18 protein-coding genes are annotated in these 18,251 nt (G+C 51.2%); 14 read left to right on the top strand and 4 right to left on the bottom strand.

The window, feature by feature from the left end:
* Positions 1-64: 64 nt before the first annotated feature.
* Positions 65-769 (top strand): hypothetical protein, encoded by a 705-nt coding sequence (locus HUF18_RS17720; protein ID WP_225693173.1) that lies wholly within the window; start codon positions 65-67, stop codon positions 767-769.
* Positions 770-808: 39 nt separating this feature from the next.
* On the opposite strand, the gene HUF18_RS17715 is transcribed toward HUF18_RS17720, so the two are convergent.
* The 4 genes from HUF18_RS17715 to HUF18_RS17700 form a co-directional block, all read right to left on the bottom strand.
* On the bottom strand, positions 809-2,359 hold the full coding sequence (locus HUF18_RS17715; RefSeq protein WP_225693171.1) for an FMN-binding glutamate synthase family protein: 1,551 nt from the start codon (positions 2,357-2,359) through the stop codon (positions 809-811).
* A gap of 269 nt (positions 2,360-2,628) precedes the next feature.
* A complete protein-coding gene (locus HUF18_RS17710) occupies positions 2,629-2,958 on the bottom strand; it encodes a hypothetical protein (RefSeq protein ID WP_145466250.1) in 330 nt (109 codons plus the stop codon).
* A 279-nt stretch (positions 2,959-3,237) separates the two neighbouring features.
* Entirely contained in the window at positions 3,238-4,161 is a 924-nt protein-coding gene (locus HUF18_RS17705; RefSeq protein WP_225693170.1) for a TIGR01777 family oxidoreductase, read from the bottom strand.
* Positions 4,162-4,195: 34 nt separating this feature from the next.
* Positions 4,196-5,965, bottom strand: a complete 1,770-nt coding sequence (locus HUF18_RS17700; protein ID WP_225693168.1) for an acyl-CoA dehydrogenase C-terminal domain-containing protein — start codon at positions 5,963-5,965, stop codon at positions 4,196-4,198.
* A gap of 165 nt (positions 5,966-6,130) precedes the next feature.
* Between HUF18_RS17700 and HUF18_RS17695 the strand changes: the two genes are divergently transcribed.
* The 13 genes from HUF18_RS17695 (at position 6,131) to HUF18_RS17635 (ending at position 18,145) form a co-directional block, all read left to right on the top strand.
* The gene (locus tag HUF18_RS17695) at positions 6,131-7,141 is read left to right on the top strand and encodes an NAD(P)/FAD-dependent oxidoreductase (RefSeq protein WP_225693167.1); all 1,011 of its coding nucleotides are present in this window, start codon (positions 6,131-6,133) and stop codon (positions 7,139-7,141) included.
* Entirely contained in the window at positions 7,138-7,530 is a 393-nt protein-coding gene (locus tag HUF18_RS17690) for a sirohydrochlorin chelatase (RefSeq protein ID WP_225693166.1), read from the top strand. The genes HUF18_RS17695 and HUF18_RS17690 overlap by 4 nt, the downstream gene beginning before the upstream one ends.
* A 247-nt stretch (positions 7,531-7,777) precedes the next feature.
* A complete protein-coding gene (locus HUF18_RS17685) occupies positions 7,778-8,782 on the top strand; it encodes a YbgA family protein (protein ID WP_225693164.1) in 1,005 nt (334 codons plus the stop codon).
* A complete protein-coding gene (locus HUF18_RS17680; RefSeq protein WP_225693163.1) occupies positions 8,779-9,696 on the top strand; it encodes a MerR family transcriptional regulator in 918 nt (305 codons plus the stop codon). The genes HUF18_RS17685 and HUF18_RS17680 overlap by 4 nt, the downstream gene beginning before the upstream one ends.
* Complete coding sequence (gene phrB, locus HUF18_RS17675; protein WP_225693161.1) at positions 9,693-11,156, top strand: deoxyribodipyrimidine photo-lyase; 1,464 nt, start codon at positions 9,693-9,695, stop codon at positions 11,154-11,156. Before HUF18_RS17680 ends, phrB begins: the two co-directional genes overlap by 4 nt.
* Positions 11,149-12,144: an acyl-CoA desaturase gene (locus HUF18_RS17670; protein WP_225693160.1), complete on the top strand. Its 996-nt coding sequence runs from the start codon at positions 11,149-11,151 to the stop codon at positions 12,142-12,144. The genes phrB and HUF18_RS17670 overlap by 8 nt, the downstream gene beginning before the upstream one ends.
* Before the next feature lie 2 nt (positions 12,145-12,146).
* Positions 12,147-12,593: a nuclear transport factor 2 family protein gene (locus HUF18_RS17665; protein WP_145466757.1), complete on the top strand. Its 447-nt coding sequence runs from the start codon at positions 12,147-12,149 to the stop codon at positions 12,591-12,593.
* 32 nt (positions 12,594-12,625) lie between these two features.
* Positions 12,626-13,411: an SDR family NAD(P)-dependent oxidoreductase gene (locus HUF18_RS17660; RefSeq protein WP_225693159.1), complete on the top strand. Its 786-nt coding sequence runs from the start codon at positions 12,626-12,628 to the stop codon at positions 13,409-13,411.
* Positions 13,408-14,667: an NAD(P)/FAD-dependent oxidoreductase gene (locus HUF18_RS17655; RefSeq protein ID WP_225693158.1), complete on the top strand. Its 1,260-nt coding sequence runs from the start codon at positions 13,408-13,410 to the stop codon at positions 14,665-14,667. The genes HUF18_RS17660 and HUF18_RS17655 overlap by 4 nt, the downstream gene beginning before the upstream one ends.
* Entirely contained in the window at positions 14,664-15,653 is a 990-nt protein-coding gene (locus tag HUF18_RS17650; RefSeq protein WP_225693157.1) for a DUF1365 domain-containing protein, read from the top strand. The genes HUF18_RS17655 and HUF18_RS17650 overlap by 4 nt, the downstream gene beginning before the upstream one ends.
* The gene (locus tag HUF18_RS17645) at positions 15,650-16,906 is read left to right on the top strand and encodes an SAM-dependent methyltransferase (protein WP_225693156.1); all 1,257 of its coding nucleotides are present in this window, start codon (positions 15,650-15,652) and stop codon (positions 16,904-16,906) included. Before HUF18_RS17650 ends, HUF18_RS17645 begins: the two co-directional genes overlap by 4 nt.
* A 13-nt stretch (positions 16,907-16,919) precedes the next feature.
* Complete coding sequence (locus tag HUF18_RS17640) at positions 16,920-17,426, top strand: DUF2878 family protein (RefSeq protein ID WP_225693155.1); 507 nt, start codon at positions 16,920-16,922, stop codon at positions 17,424-17,426.
* 65 nt (positions 17,427-17,491) lie between these two features.
* Positions 17,492-18,145, top strand: coding sequence for a hypothetical protein (locus HUF18_RS17635; RefSeq protein ID WP_225693153.1), 654 nt, complete (start codon positions 17,492-17,494; stop codon positions 18,143-18,145).
* Positions 18,146-18,251: the final 106 nt, after the last annotated feature.

The following is an 18,251-nucleotide window of genomic DNA, read 5'->3' as shown; positions in this document are numbered from 1 at the left end:
CTAAACGTTAAAGGCCAGCGGCTAACAACCCTGGCCTTTTCTGCCGATTTCTCAGGAGACCGTTATGTCAGCTCTGACCCGCAGTGCTATGCACCTGCCCTCCGTATTATTAATCGCCTCCCTGCTTTGTGCCTGTGGTGGCGATAACAGCAACAACGATGAAACCAACAGTGCAAATAGCAATACAGATAACAACACCGACAACAGTCCTCCGCTCAATATTCCGTTTCAGGCCAAAGGCGGCGATTATGGCTCGGTATTTAATGCCTGGCAGTTTCCTTATTTGCTGTTTCCTGCAGAAGCAAACAGTTTTATTGCCAACGGCATCACCTACACTCTGACCCGTTCGGACCCCGACGGCTGGAGTATCACTATGCATGGCCGTCATACAACTCTGAACACCCAGTACAATCATTTTCTGGCCCAGCGCTGGCGCTACAGCACAGAGCCCGGAACGGCGGGTGTGTTCGAAATGTTCGGCGAAAACGGCAGCCCGGCATTACGGCTGACATACCTTGATAATGGCCGGGTACATCAGCAGCAACTGGCTGACGATAATCAGCTGATCAGCGAAAAGTGGTATCTGGATAACGGCAACGAAATACGCATCGCCTACGATGCGCCGGAGCTGAACAGCGAACTGACCATCACCAACAACGACGGCAACAGCGCGCTGATTTATTACGAATGTGCTTCTGCCGCCACGGCGATATTAACCATGACGGTGCAGGAACTGAATCTGGATTGCAGCAGTAACAGGATGGAATAACAACGACGTTACCAGTTGCTGTTCAGGGCCTGTCAGCCTTTATCTGACAGACTCTGAGGATAATTCACCGTCAAAGACCGGCTCAGTTCCCGGGTGGAACTGATCACTGCCATACAGTTCTGACAGTAATTTTGCTTCGCCATTAGGCTGTACCATACGCGCATGATGGCGGGTTAACTTACGCGGTTCATCTACACCACAGGAGTGGGCAATAATGCCAACCTCCTGATTCAGGGTTTCAACAAAATGCGCAACCCGTGCGGCTTTATCCGTTGGCACCAGCCCACGCTGCAAACGTGGATTATGGGTGGTGATGCCGGTCGGGCAGGTATTTTTATTACACTGCAACGCCTGAATACAGCCGAGGGCAAACATAAAGCCACGCGCGCTGGTAACAAAATCGGCACCCACGCACAGCGCCCAGGCGACGCGGTCGGGAGTAATTAATTTACCCGAGGCGACAATGCGGATACGCGGCCGTAATTTATATTCATCCAGCACATCAACCAGCATCGGTAACGCCTGAGCCAGCGGCAGGCCCATATAATCCATTAACGATTGTGGTGCGGCACCTGTACCACCTTCAGCACCGTCGAGGGTGATAAAATCCGGTGCACACTCAACACCGCGCACCTGAATAGCCCGGCATAAATCCCGAATCCAGCCAATATCACCCAATACCGCTTTAAAACCGACCGGCTTACCGGTGATGGCCCGAACCTGACCGATCATGTCGAGTAAGTCGTCAACCGAACGAACCTCCGGATGACCATTGGGAGAAATTGAATCTTCGCCCACCGCAATATGACGGATCGCCGCAATTTCAGCCGTTACTTTTTTTCCGGGTAAAATCCCGCCTTTACCGGGTTTGGCGCCCTGACTGAGTTTTATTTCAAACATACGTACCTGTTCATGGGCGGCAATCGTACGTAATTTTTCCTCATCCAGTTCACCGAACTCATTACGCACACCGTATTTGGCGGTGCCAATCTGGAAGACGATGTCGGCTCCGCCTTCAAGGTGATAGGGCGACAGACCCCCTTCGCCGGTATTCATCCAGCAACCGGCCAGGCTGGCACCTTTGGATAAGGCCAGTACCGCCGGACGGGAAATAGCTCCGAAACTCATACCGGAAATATTAATCAGCGAAGAGGTGGTGTAAGGGGTGCGGCAATGCTCACCCAGAGTAATCGGACCGGTATCGGCAAAGTCATGCTTAAGTGCCGGGAAAGCACTGTTAACAAACAGGATGGTACCGGGCACATCCAGCCGGCGGGTGGAACCAAAGGCTACTGTCGTATTTTCTTTTTTTGCAGCCCGGTAAACCCAGGTCCGCTCAGCGCGGTTAAAGGGTAACTCTTCCCGGTCCAGTGCAAAAAAGTACTGACGGAAAAACTCACCCAGATGTTCGAAGAAGTAACGGAAACGGCCAATAACCGGAAAGTTACGGCGAACGGTATGGCGGGTCTGGGTAATATCCACCACATAGGCCACCAGTATCCAGCCTGTAACCGCCAGCGCCACCAGCCCCAATAAACCGACTAAAACGATGACGCCATAAGCGGCAATCAGGAATACTTCATCAGACATTATCCATCTCCGGCAATTGAACTGAGCAGACTGAGGTCACAGCTTAGAGGCTGGAGGTTTAACTGTCATTACTGTCATGTAAAACGCTGTAGTGCGCTGAAGGATCAGACTCGACAATTTAAAAAAGACAGGCAAAAAAAAGAGCAGCCAGGCTGCTCGGAGAACGAAGTTTGATCGGGTGCTGTGATCAAAGGACATCAGGGGGCTGAATCGGTTAGTGCCAGGACGTTTCTGCCCGCCTCCTGGCTGGCGGTATCCGTACCGCAGGCTTACGCCGTTGGCGTAATGTTTTTCACGTTTTTGGCGGTGAAGTAAGAGAACCCACCTTCTATATCGCCCACTTCCACCCGGTTAGGAGCAAGCGGTGAACTTTTGATCGCGGCAATATAGAGGCCATGGCAGGCAATCAGATTTTTATCGACATCGTTAAAGTGCGGCTGAGAAAAAGCAAAAGTCTTACGTTCACAGCCACGTTCCAATGTGAGGATAAGTTGGGCATCGGTCAGCTCGTTAGCCCGTGAATAATTCACGTAGGTTACACGATACGCCTGATCGAATTCGTACAGATATTGATCGAGTGTTTGGCGGCTGATACTCATGAATAAATAAACCTATATCGGTGACTGGCGAGTTACCTTTAGGTTTAGTCGTCGCGGGGAGGCATCGCAATGCGGAATAACACAAATCTACAGATATTTTGTAAGTGTCATTTTTCAGTTAAAAAACGACGTTATTTACCTGCGGATGGAGAGCATTGATAGGAAAGTCAGGCGTCAATCTTTTGTTGTGTTACAGGAGATGAACAGAATATTACAAAGAGGATAAATACCCATTTTTTTGCTGTATTTACCCTCGGCTAAAAACCCCGTTATTGTCCGCTACCAGTGGCGGACAATATCTTTGAGTGCGTCACGATTGTCTGCAAAGTCATAGCTGAAGCCCAGTTCCTGAAGCCGCAGCGGCCGTACATCCTGACCTTTCAGCAGCAGCTCACCCATTTCGCCAAACAGCAGTTTAACCACCATCGCCGGCATGGGTAATAACGCCGGCCGCTGCAGCTCGCGCGCCAGATTCAGAGTAAAGTCGTGATTGGTCACAGGATGTGGTGCCGTCATATTGATGACGCCATTAACAGTACTATCAGCATCATGACTGAGCAATAAATCAACAGCCCGGCAATAATCGTGCAGATGAATCCACGACAGGTTCTGGCGGCCATCGCCAATGATGCCTCCCAGCCCCAGACTGAACGGCAGCCATAAACGCTTCAGCATGCCGCCATGCACACCCAGCACAATACCCGTACGCAGGATGAGAAAACGCTCAGTGAGCGGCCGCAGGGGTTCTGCCGCCGCTTCCCAATCCGCACAAAGCTGCGCGGAGAAATCACTCCCCTGTGCATCCTGTTCTCCATGCGCTCTGTCATCTGCGCCACTGTAGCCACCGTAATAGCCAATGGCTGAACCACTGAGCACCACGCGGAAACGCTGCCCGCTGCGGCTGGCCCAGGCTGCCAGATCGTGGGTCAGCGCGATACGGCTGTCCTGCAGTACCTGCTTACGCGCACGTGTCCAGCGTTTATCAGCAATGCCCTCACCGGCCAGATTGATTAACACATCAAACTGACCTCTGAGTTGCTCAAACCCAGACACCGATTTCACCCTGCCGCCCCAGCGCCGTTGCACCCAGGCCGGGCGGCGGCTGAGCACGGTAATAACCGCACCCTGTGCCAGCCAGCGGTTAATCAGTGTCTGGCCAATAAAGCCGGTGCCACCGGTAATCAGAATGCGTTGTTCTGTCATCGTGTTCTCCTTACCGGTGGTTTGCCTGATCGAATCAGAACTGGCCGACGGCCATTTCCATCAGGCTGTCTTTACCGGCTTCAATTTCACTCATCAGAGCTTCGGTTTGCGGCAGCAGTTTGTCCATAAAGAAGCGGGCACTGTGCACTTTTGCCTGATAGAAGTCGGTTTCAGTTGAGCCGGCATCCAGCTGCTGTTGTGCAGTCAGGGCCATACGGCTCCAGAAATAGGCGACCGCCGTCAGGGCAAACAGACGCAGATACGGCGTTGCAGCAGCACCGGCCTGCTCACGGTCACTCATGCCATTCTGCATCAGCCACATGGTGGCTTTCTGCAGGCGACCAATCGCCGCTTTCAGCTGTGGCAGGTGCGGAGCCTGTGGGTTGTCGTTGATAAAACCGTCGAGCATGGCAAAGAAACGCTTCAGTGCCCGTCCGCCATTCATGCCGATTTTACGGCCCACCAGATCCAGCGCCTGAATACCGTTGGTACCTTCGTAGATACGGGTGATACGGGCATCACGCACCAGCTGTTCCAGCGGCCAGTCCTGAGTAAAGCCGGAGCCACCCATTAACTGCAGACCATCGTTGGCACAGAAAAATCCTTCATCGGTGAGGAAGGCCTTAACCACCGGCGTCAGCAACTGCACCATATCATCGGCGTGTTCACGCTCGGCCGGATCTTCTGCGGTATGGGCAATATCCAGATTCAGTGCGGTGAAGTATGCCAGCGCACGGCTGCCTTCAATGGTGGCTTTCTGACGCAGCAGCATACGGCGTACATCAGGGTGCACGATGATCGGATCGGCTGGTTTATCCGGCGCCTGTGGACCGGCCAGTGAGCGGCTTTGCAGACGGTCTTTGGCGAAGCCCAGAGATACCTGATAAGCCGCTTCAGCAACCCCCAGTCCCTGCAGACCGACCATCAGACGTGCGCTGTTCATCATCACGAACATTGCCTGCAGACCTTTGTGTGGCTCGCCAATCAGCCAGCCTTTGGCTTCTTCGAAGTTCATCACACAGGTCGCCGAACCCTTGATACCCATTTTGTGTTCCAGACCGCCACAAAATGCCGGGTTACGGCTGCCATCTTCCAGTACTTTAGGCACCAGGAACAGGGAAATCCCCTTGGAGCCCGCCGGCGCATCCGGCAGTTTGGCCAGCACCAGATGGATGATGTTATCGACCAGATCATGCTCACCACCGGTAATCCAGATTTTGGTACCGGAGATCGCATAAGAGCCATCCGCCTGCGGCTCTGCTTTGGTACGGATCAGCCCCAGGTCTGTACCACAATGCGGTTCGGTCAGACACATGGTGCCGGTCCACTCACCGCTGATCAGGCGTGGCAGGAAGTAATCTTTCTGTTCGTTGGTGCCATAGCCAATCAGCGCATTCACTGCACCGTGGGTCAGGCCCGGATACATACCCAGCGACAGGTTAGCCGAACACATCATTTCTTCGGCCAGCGTGTTCAGCGTATGCGGCATACCCTGACCGCCGTATTCCACCGGCGCAGACAATGCCGTCCAACCCGCTTCAGCAAACTGCTTATATGCCTCTTTAAAACCATCGGGCGTGGTGACGCTTTTGCTTTCCGGTTCGTAATGACAACCCTGACGATCGCCGTTGGTGTTGGTTGGTGCGATAACATTCTGTGCCAGCTTCGCACCCTCAGTCAGCATGGCGTCCATGATGTCGCGGGTTGCGTCTTCATAGCCTGGCAATGCGGGTAAAATTTCATCACCTTTCAACAGTTCATACAGTACAAATTGCATGTCACGCAGGGGAGCCTGATAACTCATGGGGTATCCTCGTTGTTCAACGGGCCGCTAACGGCAGTTTATTTTCATACAGCTATGCAAGGCATCTGAAACGATGCAAAGCATTTCCAAAACTATGCAATAGTTATACATCACAAGGAAAAGCGCTACAATGGAAAACTTATACAGAGCCGATAAGGATTTTATATGGCCCGCATAGCAATCATTGGCGCCGGCATGGCCGGACTGAGCGCACTGCAACTTCTTGCCGCACAGGGGCACGAGGTGACGGTATTTGATAAAAGCCGCGGTTCCGGCGGACGCATGGCCACTAAAAAAGTTGGCGATGCCAGCTGGGATATGGGGGCGCAGTTTATCCGTGCCCACAGCGCTGCCTTTACCGCGCAACTGCAGCAATGGCAGCACTACGGCTGGGTTGAGGAATGGAATATGACTCCCTGGATTGCCGATGCCAAAGGTCTGCACCCTTCGCCGGATACTGTGCTGCGCTATGTCGGCATGCCGCGCATGACCGGCCTAAGCCGCTCGTTGCTGGAGCCTGCGGCGGCCTTTATCGCCAGCACCCGCATTGTCAGCGCCAGCCGCGGGGCAAGCACGGGTCAATGGTCACTGAGCTGCGATGATGGTAAGACATTCGGTCCGTTCGACGGCCTGCTGATCAACACGCCACCACAACAGGCCATACCGCTGCTGAGCGCCGCGCCACAACTGGCAGCGCAATGTGAACAGGTGGATATGCTGCCCTGCTGGACACTGCTGCTGACACTGCCAGAGGCAATGAACTGCGCTGCAGATGCCGTTTTTGTTAAACAGGGCCCGGTAAACTGGATTGCGCGCAACAGCAGCAAGCCCGGGCGGGACAAGAAACAGGCCTGGGTGATTCAGGCTAGTCATGAGTGGAGCCGCGAGCATACCGATGCCCCGCGTGAGCTGGTACAACAGGAACTGCTGAGCGCCTTCTTTGCAGCACTGCAACAGCCGCAACAACAACCCGACACGCAGTGGCTGCACCGCTGGTTATACGCAATACCAGCCAATAGCCTTACACTGGGCGCCTTAAGTGACATCGGGCAGCAACTCGTTGTCTGCGGCGACTGGTGCCACAGCCCCAGCCTTGAAGGTGCCTGGCTGAGCGGCCAGCAGGCTGCACGAACATTACTGACCACACTCCCGAATACGGCAGAAGAACCACTATGACACTGAAAACCGCTTCGATTCTGCTTGCCCACGGCAGCAGCGACCCGCACTGGCTGGCGCCATTCGATCAGTTATTACAACGCATCCGTGACAGCCTGAGCGACCCGGAGGCAAGGGCCGAACTGGCCTATATGGAACTGGCAGAACCTTCACTGCAAAGCCAGATAAGGCGTCTGGCTGAAGAAGGCTATGACCAGATCGATGTATTACCGCTGTTTTTTGCCGCAGGCCGCCATTTGCGTAAAGACGTACCCGCCATGCTGGATAACATGCAGCAGCTGCTGCAGCAGGAAGGTATGCATATCAGTATCCACTTACACCCCCCGATTGGCCTGGAACCTGAAGTCGCCAGAGCCATCAGCCAGGTCGTACTGCGCCAGCTGCAATAGCATCCCACGGGCAGGCCTCCTGCCCGCATTTCCTGACTTCCGAAGATCCCCGCCACGATATTGCAGCCAGTCTTTCTGCGCGCTGTATAACGCCACTCTGCACCACCCCATCCGCCCTGACAGACAAATTCCTTAACAATCATAGCCTTATACAAAAGTGAAAAAATATTATACAAAGATGATTGACTTGTAGAACTTATCAGAGCCAGAATGAACTTATACAACAAACGATGCATAGGTTATACATATGGCTCAGCAGCATCCCTTCAAGACCACACACAGCACCATTGGCTCCGACCGTATCCCGGTTGGTATCAGCGCTTGCCTGATGGGTCAGGCGGTACGTTTTAACGGTTCGCACAAGCGCTCACGTTTCTGTACCGACACTCTGAGCCAGTACTTTGACTTTGTATCTATCTGCCCGGAAGTTGCCATTGGTATGGGCACACCACGCGAGCCTATCCGCCTGGTCAGCGAACATGCCGCCGACAACAACGTCCGTGCCGTCGGAGTGACTGACAGCAGCATCGATGTTACCGATGCACTGGCAGAATACGGCGCCCGTCAGGCACAGCAACAGCAGCAACTGTGTGGCTACATCTTTATGCAGAAAAGCCCAAGCTGCGGCCTGTTTGGTGTTAAGCGCTACCTCGCCAATGGCCATCCTGAAGGCAGCACCCGTGGCATTTATGCCGATGCTTTCTGCAAAGCTCACCCGCTGTTACCGGTTGAGGAAGCCGGACGGCTGAATGATGCGGCGCTGCGTGAGAATTTTATGACCCGTGTATTCGCCTATCACGACTGGCAGCAGTTTCAGGCGGCCGGTATCAGCCGCAAAGGTCTGATCAGCTTTCACTCGCGCTATAAATATCTGGTCATGGCGCACAGCATGCTGCACTACAAGAGCATGGGACGCCTGCTGGCCAATCTGCGGGAAGGTAATCTGAAAGTGCTGGCGCAGGATTATTTTGTGCAGTTAATGACAGCGCTGGCCAAACCTGCCAGCCGTAAAATGCACACCAATACGCTGATGCATTTACAGGGTTATTTAAAACAGCTGATCTCCGCCAGTGATAAAGCTGAACTGAGCGAAATCATAAACCAGTACCGCCAGGGAATTATTCCATTGGTCGTACCGCTGACCCTGCTTAAACATCACCTCAACCGCTATGGCGAAAGTAACCAGTACGCCTGTCAGCAGGTGTATCTGAATCCGCACCCTTATGAACTGGGTTTACGGAACGCGATATGAATCGCCTCGATGATCGTGGTACCTACCCTATCCGGGAATTTGCCCGCCTTACCGGAGTTAATCCGGTAACGCTGCGTGCATGGGAAAGGCGCTACGGCATTATTCGCCCGGAACGTACCGAAAAAGGCCATCGCTTTTACACCGATGAGCATATTCAGCACGTGCGTCACATTCTGTATTGGCTGGATCAGGGTTACCCGATCCGCCAGGTAAAGTTACTGCTGAAAGATGGTCAGGAAAACAGCAGCAATAATAATGACGACTGGCTGAACCAGCAGCAGCAGGTTATCCGTGCCGCACAGCATCTGAATACACAACATCTCGACGAGCTGTGGAATGCCGGTTTTTCCAGCTATCCACTGGCCGTTTATTACGAGCGCTGTCTGTCACCTGTACTGCATTTTCTGCGCAGCAGCAGTACCCCCCTTATTGTGACACATGCATTCGAACATCTGCTGAAGCGCAAATTTGGCGCCATGCTGTTGCAGCAACAACGCCATAATAAAGGCCCGGTATTGTTACTTGCCACCAATCACGAGCATGCCGAAATAGAAACGCTTGCCTGTGCCTGTGCATTGGGAGCTGCAGAATTCCGGGTTGAATACTTTGGTCCACAACCAACACCTTCCGATCTGGGTTTAACCCTGACGATGATACCCGCAGCCAATGTCTGGATTCATTTTCATCCGTTAATTCCGGCTCACCAGCAACAGTGGCAGGACTACTTCAGCCATTGTCATGTGACACATTTTCTTTCCGGTGCTGCTCCGGATACACAAGTACAGCATAAAACACTGATCAGATTACCTGATCAGTTATCTCGCCAGGTAAGAACCTTTATTACCGGCAACAATACTGAAAAAAACACTGACAACAATGCAGAGAAACATACTCATAACGGAGGTTTCCATTGACTCAATTAGTCTGGTTCCGTACCGATTTGCGCAGCCGCGACAATCCTGCACTGTGGCATGCCTGCAAACATATTGAAGAAGGTGTTGTCGGCGTCGTTTTTGTTACCCGTCAGCAATGGCTTCAGCATGGCTTAGGCGAGCGAAAAATACAGCTGATGGAAAACACCATGCTGGCATTGAAGACTGAACTGGAGTCTTTGAATATTCCTCTTCTGATTCTCACGGCTAATACATTTGCTGACTGCAATCAGATTCTTCAGCGCATCATTATTCAGCTGAATATCCGTTCGGTAGCTTTTAATATCGAATATGAAGTTAACGAGCGCCGGCGCGATATCGAGTTTGGCCGCTGGTGCCGTGAGCAGGAAATATCACTGTATAAATTCCATGACCAGTGTGTGGTTCCCCCAGGTGAAGTACGCACTAAACAGGATCTTCCGTTTAAAGTTTTTACGCCATTTAAACGCGCCTGGATGCAGCAGGCAGAAAGCGTTATAGCAGCACCGCTGCCACGGCCAGAGCAACGCGATCAGAAAATACAGTCAGCGTTAACAGATCTGATTAAGGCGCAATCCGGTTTATTACTCAGTGCTCCACCAATAAAAGCCGTTGCCGATCCGCTCTGGCCCGCTACGGAAGACGAAGCTCACCTGCGTCTGAACCGCTTTGCGGAAGAGCGTGGCTGTGCCTATAAACAACTGCGTGATTTTCCTGCCGAAGACGCAACCAGCCGTTTATCGGTTTACCTGTCATTAGGTCTGATTTCTGTGCGCCAGTGCCTGCATGTCGCACTTGATCATAATAATGGCCGCTTTACCGGTGGCAGCCCTGGTTTTGACAGCTGGATCAGCGAGCTGATCTGGCGCGAATTTTATCGTCATCTGCTGGTCGCATTTCCACAACTGTGCAAGCACAAAGCCTTTAAACCCGATACCGAGCAGGTTCCATGGCGCAACAGCGAGGCGGATTTCAAAGCCTGGTGTGAAGGTCGTACCGGTTATCCGGTTGTTGATGCAGCACAAAAACAACTTATTGCAGAAGGCTGGATGCACAACCGGCTGCGCATGATCAGCGCCATGTTTTTAACCAAACATCTGCTGATTGACTGGCGCAAAGGCGAAGTCTTTTTTAATCAGTGGCTGCTTGATGCTGATCTGGCTTCCAATAATGGAGGCTGGCAATGGAGTGCATCAACCGGTGCCGATGGCGTGCCGTATTTCCGTATATTTAATCCAACCACTCAATCACAACGCTTTGATGCCTCGGGTGATTTTATCGCCCGCTATATCCCGGAATTAATCAATCTGCCCGGCGCATCACGTCACCAGCCAGACAACCTGCAACGTCAGCGTTGCGGTTATCCACCGCCATTGGTAGAGCATAAATTTGCCCGCCAACGGGCGTTGGACGCTTTTAAACAGACGCTAACCACGGCCAATGCCGGAGATGAGCATGAATAACAATGACGGCCTTTCATCATCCACAGGATCACCACGTAACGGGAACCTGTGGCGTAACATCATGCGCTGGTTCGACTCTGAAAGCGGTCAGGATGACGACATGCACAGTACAGAATTTAACTGGCTGAGGGTTATGCCATTTATTATTCTTCATCTGCTGTGTTTGCTGGCGTTTTTTCTTCCGTTAAGCAGTACGGCATTAGCAGTGTGTTTTGCGCTTTACTGGTTAAGACTGTTTGCTATCACAGCCTTTTACCACCGTTATTTTTCTCACCGGGCTTATAAAACCAATCGTTTCTGGCAGTTTATTTTCGCCTTACTTGGCAATATGGCAGCACAACGCGGACCACTCTGGTGGGCTGCTCATCACCGTGCTCATCACCAGCATGCCGATACCGATGAAGACCTTCATTCACCGGTAAAGCGTGGTTTCTGGTGGAGTCATGCCGGCTGGTTCACCTGTGATGCATCGTTCAACACCCAGTATCAGCGCATCAAAGACTTTGCCCGCTTTCCCGAATTACGCTGGCTGAACCGTTATGACAGCGTTGCTCCCTTACTGCTTATTGTACTGCTGTTTCTGGCCGGCGAATGGATAGCGGTAGCGGCACCGGAATTAAACACCAATGGTCTGCAACTGGTTGTCTGGGGTTTCTTTATTTCTACGGTATTACTGTTTCACTCTACCGTTACTATTAATTCTCTGGGGCATATCTGGGGAAAAAAGCGTTTTGCAACGAAAGATGAAAGCCGCAACAACGCATTTCTGGCCCTGCTGACTCTTGGCGAAGGCTGGCATAACAATCATCACCGCTGGGCAGTATCAGCCCGCCAGGGATTTTATTGGTGGGAGCTGGATATTACCTACCTGATTCTGAAACTCATGAGCTGGATCGGAATTGTGTACGACCTAAGCCCGGTTCCACGCCATGTTCTTGAGGAAGGCCGTAACACCTCTCTGCAAACATCGCAGGAGAAATCACTGTGAATATGCTTACCGCAGTTTCCGGCAGTAACAGTGCTGAACGCTTTCAGGCGCTTTACCACCACCTTAACCGCGATACCATTTCTCGTGAGCTGTTAAGCACCTGCTATGCCGACAATATTGTGTTCAGCGATCCCTTCCATGAAATCCATGGCATCCGCGAACTGACAGACTATTTTATCGGCATGTACAGCAACGTTAACCATATCGATTTTATTTTCACCAGCAGCTGGCATCAGGATGAGCGCAGTATGTTGCGCTGGACCATGAATTTCCGTCACCCGCGACTGCGTAACGGTGAGTTGATTACCATCGAAGGCTGCAGTGAACTGCGCTGGGAAAATAACCGCATTGTATATCACCGCGACTTTTTTGATGCCGGTGCCATGCTGTATGAGCATATTCCTCTGCTTGGCTGGGTTATCCGTAAGCTGAAGGAGCGCATGCAATGACACTCAGAAATATAAAGAACAGACAAAACCCTTTGCCCCTGACAGATCAGATCATCTGGTTAACCGGAGCATCAAGCGGTATTGGTGAAGCCCTTGTGCATAAATTACAGCAACAGTGCCGTCATCTGATAATCAGTGCACGCAATGCGATAGCTCTGCAAAAACTGGCTGAAAATTACAGTAATGTCAGCATTCAGGTTGCTGACATTACTGATGCCGCACAAATGTTGGCTGCGGCAGCGGCTATTAAGGCCCAGTTCGGCTATATCGATACCTTAATCGCGAATGCCGGCACCTGTGAATATGTCGATGTCGACCATTTTGATGGGGCATTAATCCGGCGCGTTCATGAAACCAATTTCTTCGGTCTGGTCAATACCGTTCAGGCCGCACTGCCCCTGCTGGAGAAAAGCCAACAGGGTTATATTGCCGGCATGAGCAGTAGTGTGACCTGGCTGGCGATGCCACGTGCTCAGGCCTACGGTGCCAGCAAAGCAGCTGTACGCCACTTTCTCCAGTGCATGCAGGCGGATCTGAAACACAAAGGGATTGATGTTGGCATTATATCTCCCGGGTTTGTTCAGACTCCCCTGACAGATCGCAATGACTTTCCAATGCCCGGAAAAATCGATGCTGAAAGTGCTGCAGATATCATTATCCGGGGACTGAAAAAACGTCGCCTGGAAATCCGGTTCCCATTTTTATTCACCCTGATACTGCGCCTGACAGGTGCATTGCCTGCCCGCCTGCGACTGAAAATAACCAGCGCTATGGCACGTAACAATCCACAACCTGAAACCGGAGACCATCACCCATGAAAGAACGTATTGCGATTATCGGTTCCGGTATTTCCGGCCTGACCAGTGCCTGGCTGTTACGTGAAAAATACGATGTCCATCTGTATGAAGCCGGTGATTATCTCGGCGGGCATACTCAGACCAATGATATTGAGGTCGCAGGAAAAACCTATCCGGTTAACAGTGGATTTATTGTCTTTAACGACTGGACCTATCCTGACTTTATTCGTCTTATGGACCGGCTGGGTGTTGCCGCTGAAAACTCGGATATGAGCTTCAGTGTTAAATGCGAGCGATCGGGTATGGAATACAACGGTCATTCTCTGGACTCTCTCTTTGCCCAGCGCAGTAACATTTTCAACCTGCGTTTTCTCTGGATGATCAGGGATATTCTGAAATTCAACAAAGAAACCCGCGCAGAACTCGCATCCGGCAGTGTAAGCAACAGCGAAACACTGGGGGAATACCTGATCCGCAAAGGCTACAGCGATTACTTCCGCCGCTATTACATCATCCCCATGGGCGCTGCGATCTGGTCAGCCAGCGAAGCCATGATGATGGATTTTCCTCTGTATTTTTTCCTGCGCTTTTTCAACAACCACGGCATGCTCAGCGTGGATGAAAGGCCACAATGGCGGGTAATCAGTAATGGCTCACGCAGTTACGTACGCCGCATAGAGCAGGATCTGGAAGCGGGCCATATCTATCTGAATACGGAAGTTACCCGGGTAGAGCGTGATGATCAGGGCGTTATGCTCTATTCATCACGGGGAGCTGAACGCTATTCCCAGGTTATTTTCGCCTGTCACAGTGATCAGGCGCTGAAGATGCTTGCCCATCCAACCGCAGAAGAGCAGGAAATTCTGGGGGCAATTCCTTATAAAATGAATGATGTCGTATTGCATACCGACAGCAGTATTCTTCCGGAAAACAAAAAGGCATGGGCAGCCTGGAATTACCATATCGGTCAAAAAGATCAGGATACCGTCGCGGTAACCTACTATATGAACCGCCTGCAGAACTTTGATGATGCTCCGGTTGATTTCTGCGTTACGCTGAATAAGACCAGAGATATTGACCCGAAAAAAATCCTGCGATCTTTCCGTTATGCACACCCGGTGTTCACTCTGCAAGGTATGGCGGCACAACAACGTCATGCTGAAATCAGTGGTCATAACCGCAGCCATTTCTGTGGTGCTTACTGGTTTAATGGTTTTCACGAAGACGGCGTTAAAAGTGCTTTGCGCGTTACTGAATCACTGGGAGTGTCGCTGTGATATTCCAGCAGCAAAAGCCTTCAGGCCGACCATCCGCTCAGATCCGGCACAGCGCGATTTATACTGGCTGGGTTCGCCATCGCCGCTTTACTCAGACAGATAACGCCTTTAAATACCAGGTTTTTATGGTACTGCTTGATCTGGATGAAGCAGAACAGGTACTTGCACGGCATCCGCTGTGGAAATGCGGCAGTAAAGGTATGGCCTTGGTCCGCTTCTGTCGTGATGACTATTTTGCTGCTGAACATAAGATCTGTGACCAACCGTCGGATCTTAAACGTTTATTGGTCAATACTTTTTATCAGGAGTTAAATGAACGGGTCGAGCGGGTTTCCATGCTCACCAACCTGCGCAGCTTTGGTTACCTGATAAACCCGGTTACATTTTATTTTGGCTACCGCAGCGATGGCAGTCTTGCCGGTATTCTTGCAGAAATTACCAATACCCCCTGGGACGAGCGTTTTCACTACACGCTATCAACCAGCAATAACACAACTGCCGGTAACACAACCGCCGGTAACACAACCGCCGGTAACACAACGATAGAGAAACAGCAGGGTATCGTACCTGTCCGTCATTTGGTCAGTGCTTCTTTTAAAGGATTTCACGGCTACGAATACCGTTTTAATAAAGACTTTCATGTCTCACCATTTAATCCAATGGCCATGGAGTACCGCTGGGTCATTCAGAATCCGGCAGAAGATCTGCTGATTCATATGGATACCTTTAACCTTGCGAACCAGGGTCATAAAGATTTCGATGCAACGATGAAGCTGGAAAGACGAGAATTTTCCCGTGCCATGATGAGTAAAGTGTTGTGGCGTTTTCCATTGATGACTCTGAAAGTTGTCGCCGGTATTTACTGGAATGCTTTTAAGCTTTGGCTGCGCCGTTCACCTTTTTACGATCATCCGGGTAAACCCTCACCTGAAACCAAACTCAATAACAAGTCTGAGGCCAGCTCTGGCCGGGAGCAAATGCGATGAAAACTCTGACGATGAATCCGGAAAAAATGCACTGGCTCGACCGCTTATGCCGGAACGCACTGTTAAATACACTGGAAAACCTTCATACCGGTTGTATACGCCTGCAAGAAGGAGATCAGCAGCATATTTTTGGCAATCCGGCCGCTACAGAATTCAGTGCTGCAATTGAAATACTGGATGCGGAGGCTTACCGCAATATTGCTCTTAACGGCAGCGTCGGAGCGGGTGAGTCTTATATGACCGGTGATTGGACAAGTGAAAACCTTCCCATGCTGATCCGGGTGCTCGCACGCAACAAAGACGTGGTTGACAGCATCGACGGCGGACTGGCCAGCTTTGGGAAATTACTGCTGAAAGGCTTTCATTACCTTAATCGCAATACAGAGAAAGGTTCACGCCGGAATATTGCTGCTCATTATGATCTGGGCAACGAAATGTTTGAGCTGTTTCTGGACCCGACCATGATGTACTCCAGCGGTATATTCCCTGAAGAAACATCCAGCATGGAAGAAGCGTCGGTGTACAAGCTGGATCGTATCTGCCAGAAGTTGCAGCTCACAGCGGCAGATCATCTGGTGGAAATCGGTACCGGCTGGGGCAGCATGGCAATTCATGCAGCTAAACACTATGGCTGCAAAGTCACCACAACCACCATTTCTGAAGAGCAGTATTCCTGGGCTGAACGGCGTGTGCGTGAAGAAGGACTGGAAGATAAAATCACGCTGTTAAAAAAGGATTATCGTGCGCTGGAAGGCCAGTACGATAAGTTAGTGTCTGTTGAAATGATTGAAGCCGTTGGACATCAGTATCTGGATACCTACATAGCAACCTGCAGCCGGCTGCTGAAAGATGACGGTATTGCCCTTATTCAGGCGATCACGATTGATGACCAGCGCTATGATCAGGCCAAAAATGAAGTCGATTTTATTAAGCGCTATATATTCCCGGGCAGCTTCATTCCCTGCGTCACGGCCATCAGTCAGGCTGTTACACGCGCAAGTGATATGAAAATGACTCATATGGAGGATATTACTCCCCATTATGCGCGCACGCTGGATGCATGGCGTAAACGTTTTCTCAGTAACCGTGAGCAGATTATGGCCCTTGGTTATGATGAAACCTTTATCCGTTTATGGGACTTTTATTTTGCCTACTGCGAAGGCGGATTTGCCGAGCGGGTAATCGGTGATGTTCAGCTGGTATTCGCCAAACCATTAAATCGCCGTCCGCCACTATTGGGTAATCTGAGCTGATATGAACCTGCCAATGAACGCAATGGTAAGCAGCAAGAAAATGGCTCTTCTGCTGAATATTATCGGTTTTCAGCTGTGCTGGATTGCCTGTGTCATTGGCGGAAACTTATGGGCTTCTATCTGCGTTTCGCTATTTATGTTATGGCACTGGTGGCAGCTTAAAACCGGAGAATTGTGGCTGATTATTACGATCACACTGGTAGGAACGCTGTTTGACAGTTTATTACTGAATCTTGATTTGCTGACATTTCCTTCTTACGAAGGCCCACTGATACCACTGTGGCTGATTCTGCTGTGGACAGCTTTTTCAGCAACCCTGTATCACTCGATGGCCTGGTTGCTGAAAAAGCCATTATTGGCCGCAGCCCTTGGTGCTGTTGCAGCCCCCTGGAGTTATTACGCAGGCTCACTGTTTGATGCGGTACAGCTGACATCACCAGCGTTACTGCTGATAGCTTCCGCCTGGGCATTATTGTTGGGGGCGGTTGCCCTTTTTCGCCGGGAGCGAGAATCATGTTAACCACTTCAGTTAAAGTATTGTTGGCAGGCCTTATCCTTAATGCACAGGCAGGCGTCACTGAGGTTATGATCTATTCTGGAAAAGCTTATGCACCGGACAACCCCCGGCAGCTGCTTTACTGTGAAAAGCACCGTTTGCAGCTGCGCGGTGATAAACCTTACCGGCGTAACGTCAGTTACTTTAATGCCGATGGAAAGCTGATAGCACAAAAGGAAAATCAATACTTCAGCAACCCGGCAGCGCCCGACTTCCGCTTGCAGGACTTACGCCATCATTATCATGAGCAGGCCAGATATAATGATGATGGCAGCCTGCTATTGAGCCTGCAGGAAAATTCTGCAGCAGAAGAGCAGAAGACTCTCCTTACAGAATTACCGGAAAACCTGGTCATTGATGCCGGATTTGACGAATTTGTACGTCTTCATTGGCAATCGTTACTGTCAGGTAAAGAGGTGAGCTTCAGTTTTGCTTCTGCAGCCCGTCAGGATCTTGTTAATTTCCGGCTGGAGAAGACATCGCTGGATGATCGTCAGCTGGTCCTCAGCATGCGCCTGAAATCGCGCCTGCTGGCCTGGTTGCTGGATCCGATAGAGCTGACCTATGAGCGCGACAGTCAGCGCCTGCTGCGTTATCGTGGCCTGAGTAACATTATGGATTCCGCTGGTAATACCTATCACGCAGATATCCGTTATGAATATCCGGGGGATTGCCCGAACTGATGGCGCCGTCCGGCTTGTTTCTTCAGGCCACGGCGCAGACGACAGCAAAACTTCTCAATGGTTCACCTTGCATTCATCTTTACCTGCTAACATCACCTCTATTATG

It is taken from the genome of Thalassolituus sp. ST750PaO-4 (assembly GCF_020320405.1).
Taxonomy (GTDB): domain Bacteria; phylum Pseudomonadota; class Gammaproteobacteria; order Pseudomonadales; family Oceanobacteraceae; genus Venatoribacter; species Venatoribacter alkanivorans.
The sequence above is the reverse complement of the archived record's forward strand: the minus strand, read 5'-3'. Positions and strand labels throughout refer to the sequence as shown.

Bases quoted from the DNA above. Each gene is read 5' to 3' on its own strand.
- HUF18_RS17700 (WP_225693168.1), bottom strand. From the start codon at position 5,965: ATGAGTTATCAGGCTCCCCTGCGTGACATGCAATTTGTACTGTATGAA.
- HUF18_RS17635 (WP_225693153.1), top strand. From the start codon at position 17,492: ATGATCTATTCTGGAAAAGCTTATGCACCGGACAACCCCCGGCAGCTG.
- HUF18_RS17695 (WP_225693167.1), top strand. From the start codon at position 6,131: ATGGCCCGCATAGCAATCATTGGCGCCGGCATGGCCGGACTGAGCGCA.
- HUF18_RS17645 (WP_225693156.1), top strand. From the start codon at position 15,650: ATGAAAACTCTGACGATGAATCCGGAAAAAATGCACTGGCTCGACCGC.
- HUF18_RS17655 (WP_225693158.1), top strand. From the start codon at position 13,408: ATGAAAGAACGTATTGCGATTATCGGTTCCGGTATTTCCGGCCTGACC.
- HUF18_RS17670 (WP_225693160.1), top strand. From the start codon at position 11,149: ATGAATAACAATGACGGCCTTTCATCATCCACAGGATCACCACGTAAC.
- HUF18_RS17680 (WP_225693163.1), top strand. From the start codon at position 8,779: ATGAATCGCCTCGATGATCGTGGTACCTACCCTATCCGGGAATTTGCC.
- HUF18_RS17710 (WP_145466250.1), bottom strand. From the start codon at position 2,958: ATGAGTATCAGCCGCCAAACACTCGATCAATATCTGTACGAATTCGAT.
- HUF18_RS17665 (WP_145466757.1), top strand. From the start codon at position 12,147: ATGCTTACCGCAGTTTCCGGCAGTAACAGTGCTGAACGCTTTCAGGCG.
- HUF18_RS17720 (WP_225693173.1), top strand. From the start codon at position 65: ATGTCAGCTCTGACCCGCAGTGCTATGCACCTGCCCTCCGTATTATTA.
- HUF18_RS17715 (WP_225693171.1), bottom strand. From the start codon at position 2,359: ATGTCTGATGAAGTATTCCTGATTGCCGCTTATGGCGTCATCGTTTTA.
- HUF18_RS17685 (WP_225693164.1), top strand. From the start codon at position 7,778: ATGGCTCAGCAGCATCCCTTCAAGACCACACACAGCACCATTGGCTCC.
- HUF18_RS17640 (WP_225693155.1), top strand. From the start codon at position 16,920: ATGAACGCAATGGTAAGCAGCAAGAAAATGGCTCTTCTGCTGAATATT.
- HUF18_RS17690 (WP_225693166.1), top strand. From the start codon at position 7,138: ATGACACTGAAAACCGCTTCGATTCTGCTTGCCCACGGCAGCAGCGAC.
- HUF18_RS17705 (WP_225693170.1), bottom strand. From the start codon at position 4,161: ATGACAGAACAACGCATTCTGATTACCGGTGGCACCGGCTTTATTGGC.